Raw genomic sequence first — 3,703 nt, forward strand, 5'->3', positions numbered from 1 at the left:
AGTCGGCACACCAAGAAGCGGACCGGAGCACGGATCCGGCCGCTACGCCCTCAAGCCGAGCCGCTCGATGGCCTCCTCGCGCATCTCGACCTTCCGCACTTTGCCGGACACGGTCATGGGGAAGCTCTCGCGGAGGTCCACGTACCTCGGAACCTTATAGTGCGCGAGGCGCCCGCGGCAGAACTCCGCGATCGCGTGAGCGTCGAGCGGCTCCACGCCGGGCTTGAGGATGATGCAGGCCATGAGCTCCTCCCCGTACTTCTCGTCGGGGACGCCGATCACCTGGACGTCCTGGACGCTCGGGTGCTGGTACAGGAACTCCTCGATCTCGCGGGGGTAGATGTTCTCTCCGCCGCGGATCACCATGTCCTTGATCCGGCCCTCGATCACCACGTAGCCGTCCTCGTCCATGCGGGCCAGATCCCCCGTGTGCATCCAGCCGTCGGCGTCGACCGCCTCGGCGGTCTTCTCAGGCTGGTCCCAGTACCCGGCCATGACGGCATAGCCGCGCGTGCACAGCTCCCCGATCTGCCCTCGCTCGAGCGTCTCGCCGGCCGCGTCCACGACCTTGCTCTCGAGATGCGGCATGGTGCGCCCCACGGTCTCGGTCCGCTGCCCGAGCGAGTCGCCCTGCCGGGTCATCGTCGAAACCGGCGACGTCTCCGTCATTCCGTAGCAGATCGCCACGTCCTCCATGTGCATGTCCGAGATGACGCGCTTCATGACTTCGATGGGGCAGAGCGAACCAGCCATGACGCCCGTGCGCAGCGTGTCGAGCCGGTAGTCCGCGAATTCCGGGAGGGCGAGTTCGGCGATGAACATCGTCGGCACGCCGTAGAGCGAGGTCCCGCCGAAGTCCTGCACGGACGTGAGGGTCGCGGCGGGGTTGAAGCCGCGGCCCGGGAGGATCGTGGCACAGCCGTGCGAGAACGCGTTGAGATTTCCGATCACCATGCCGAAGCAGTGATAGAACGGCACGGGAATCACCACGCGGTCCTCCTCGGTGTATTCGAGGAGCTCGCCGATCGAGAAGCCGTTGTTGAGGATGTTCCGGTGCGTGAGCGTCGCGCCCTTGGGGAAGCCCGTGGTGCCGGACGTGTACTGGATGTTGATAGGGTCCCCGGGCGCGAGCGTCGCCGCGCGCTCCGCGACGGACTGCGGCGGGACCTCGCCGGCGCGCGCCGCGACGGCTTCCCACGTGGTCTCCTCCGGCGAGGCCGGAACGCCGGCCACGAACGCCCCGTCGGCCGCCCGAGCGGGCTCGGGCAGGAACACGAGCCCGCGGAGCGCGGGGCACTCGGAGAGCGCCTCCCGTGCCATGCCGACGTAGTCGCTGTTCTTGTCCGACGGCGCGACCACGAGCGTCCGCATCCCGTTCTGCTTCACCACGAAGACGAGTTCGTGCGTGCGGTACGCGGGGTTCACGTTGACCAAGACGGCGCCGATCTTGGCCGTCGCGTACTGCAGGATGGTCCACTCGGCACAGTTGGGGCTCCAGATGCCGATCCGCTCGCCGGCCTCGACGCCCACGGCGAGGAGCCCGCGCGCGAGCCGGTCGACGTCGTCGTCCAGCTCGCGGAAGGTCCAGCGCCGGGCGGCGGCAGCATCGCCGTCGGCCGCAGCCTCGACGAGCGCCTCGCGCTCACCGAACCGCTCGACGATCCGCGCGAAGTTGTGCCCGATCGTCTCCTCGAGCAGTGGAATGTCGGTCTCTCCAGCCGTGAACGACAGCATGGCTCTCCTGATCCTCGTCGATCCCGCGATCTCCATTGACCGCTCAGCGGTGCGGTCCGCGTGCTCAGGAGCAGGCTAGCAAGTCGGTTCACCGCGCGGAATGACGGCCCGGCCGCGCGAGCGGGACAAACGACGACGGCGCCGCTCCCCCGGGAAGGGGGAACGGCGCCGCCGGATGCTGACGGGGTCAGTTCTGGACGTGCTTCTCCTGCGCCTCGGCGACCTTGCGGTGCACGTCCTCCATGTCGAGGCCCTTGACCGCAGTGATCACCTGCTCGAGCGCCTCCGGCGGCAGCGCGCCGGGCTGGGAGAAGACCAGGACCTTCTCGCGGAACGCCATGAGCGTCGGGATGGACGTGATGTTGGCCTGCGCGGCGAGCACCTGCTCAGCCTCGGTGTCTACCTTGGCGAACACGACGTCCTCATGCTTCTCCGACGCAGCCTCGTAGGTCGGCGCGAACTGCGTACACGGTCCGCACCACGACGCCCAGAAGTCGACGAGCACGATGTCGTTGTTCTCGATGGTCTCGGCGAACGACTCGCCGGTGATGTTCTTGGTGGCCATAGAAGCCCTCCTCGTTTGTCGTAGTCGTTCAGTCGTTCAACGGCCTCCCGGCTCGGAACATTCCCGGCAGGGCAGATCTCAAACCGCCGCGGGCTCGTGCTCCCGGAGGTAGGCGCGGCCCGCGAACGCGATGACGATCGACGCGACGAGGGCCACGGCCGCCACAAAGAACGGCACGGGGGCGCCGAAATCCTCGCCGAGCTTCGTAGCAATATACGGGGCGAGGGCACCGCCCATCCACCGCACGAAGTTGTACCCCGCGCTTGCGACGGGGCGCGGCGAGTCGGAGACGCCCATCGCGAGCTCCGTGTAGACCGTGTTGTTCACGCCGAGGAGCGCGCCGGCGATGATCACGAGGACCACGACGGCCGGCACCGAGTGCGCGGCCGCCGCGAGGCCGAGGCCCGCGAGGTCGAGCGCGAGGAGCGCGAGCGTGCCCGTGAGCACGACGACATCCCCGAAGCGGACCTGGAGCGGTGGCGCGACGAACACCGAAGTGAGCGCGAGCGCCACGCCCCAGCCGAAGAAGACCGCGCCGATGCCGTACGCGTTCATGCCGAGGATGAATGGCGTGAACGCGAGCACCGTGAAGAAGCCGAAGTTGTAGAAGAAGGCGCTGCCCGCCGTCGTCCGCAGCCCCGCGTGGCCGAGCGCGCGGAGCGGCTCGCTGAGCCGCGTCTTCTGCGCGGGCACGGGGGTCTTGGGGAGGAGCGTCGCGAGCGCGATGAACGCGATCGCCATGAGGGTCGCCGTGCCGAAGAACGGCGCGCGCCACTGCCAGCCGCCCAGGAGGGCGCCCACGAGCGGGCCGAGGGAGATGCCGAGGCCCAGCGCGGCCTCATAGAGGATGATCGCGGTGGACGTGCCGCCGGACGCGACGCCCACGATCACCGCGAGCGCGGTCGCGACGAAGAGCGCGTTGCCGAGGCCCCAGCCGGCGCGGAAGCCCACGAGCTGCCACACCGAGCCGCTCGTGCCGGAGAGCGAGGCGAACACGACGATGAGCGCGAGGCCGATCAGGAGCGTCTTCTTTCCGCCGATCCGCGAGGACACGAAGCCCGTGACGAGCATCGCGACGGCGGTCACGAGGAAGTAGCTCGTGAACAGGAGCGAGACCTCGCTCGGGCTCGCCTCGAGGTTCGCGGCGATCGACGGCAGGATCGGGTCCACGAGCCCGATGCCCATGAACGCGAAGACGGCCGCCGCGGCCGTGGCCCAGACGGCCTTGGGCTGGCGGAAGAACGAGGCCTTCTCGGCCTCGAGCGTCAAGTGGACTGCGGTCTGAGCAGTCATGCGATGTGCTCCTTGTGGTTCGTGGCGGTGTGAAGCCGCTCGTTGATCTTGTCCATGGCCGGCAGGGCGGCGCGGAGGGCCTCGAGCTCGTCGGGGCCGAGGACGCCGAAG

At 68.9% G+C, this 3,703-nt stretch carries 3 protein-coding genes; all 3 read right to left on the reverse strand.

Features of this window, described 5'->3' with window-relative positions; all coding sequences use genetic code 11:
• Window positions 1-42: 42 nt before the first annotated feature.
• The 3 genes from ACLN58_RS19440 to ACLN58_RS19450 all read right to left on the reverse strand — a co-directional run bounded on the left by ACLN58_RS19440 (window position 43) and on the right by ACLN58_RS19450 (window position 3,592).
• Window positions 43-1,734, reverse strand: coding sequence for an AMP-binding protein (locus ACLN58_RS19440; protein WP_415856883.1), 1,692 nt, complete (start codon window positions 1,732-1,734; stop codon window positions 43-45).
• Between the two features lie 187 nt (window positions 1,735-1,921).
• Window positions 1,922-2,299: a thioredoxin gene (gene trxA, locus ACLN58_RS19445; RefSeq protein WP_415856884.1), complete on the reverse strand. Its 378-nt coding sequence runs from the start codon at window positions 2,297-2,299 to the stop codon at window positions 1,922-1,924.
• Between the two features lie 78 nt (window positions 2,300-2,377).
• Complete coding sequence (locus ACLN58_RS19450; protein WP_415856885.1) at window positions 2,378-3,592, reverse strand: MFS transporter; 1,215 nt, start codon at window positions 3,590-3,592, stop codon at window positions 2,378-2,380.
• Window positions 3,593-3,703 lie beyond the last annotated feature (111 nt).

It is taken from the genome of Sinomonas sp. G460-2 (assembly GCF_047759905.1).
Classification (GTDB): Bacteria; Actinomycetota; Actinomycetes; order Actinomycetales; family Micrococcaceae; genus Sinomonas.

Coding starts and splice junctions, on each gene's coding strand:
- ACLN58_RS19440 (WP_415856883.1), bottom strand. CDS start 1,734: ATGCTGTCGTTCACGGCTGGAGAGACCGACATTCCACTGCTCGAGGAG.
- ACLN58_RS19450 (WP_415856885.1), bottom strand. CDS start 3,592: ATGACTGCTCAGACCGCAGTCCACTTGACGCTCGAGGCCGAGAAGGCC.
- trxA (WP_415856884.1), bottom strand. CDS start 2,299: ATGGCCACCAAGAACATCACCGGCGAGTCGTTCGCCGAGACCATCGAG.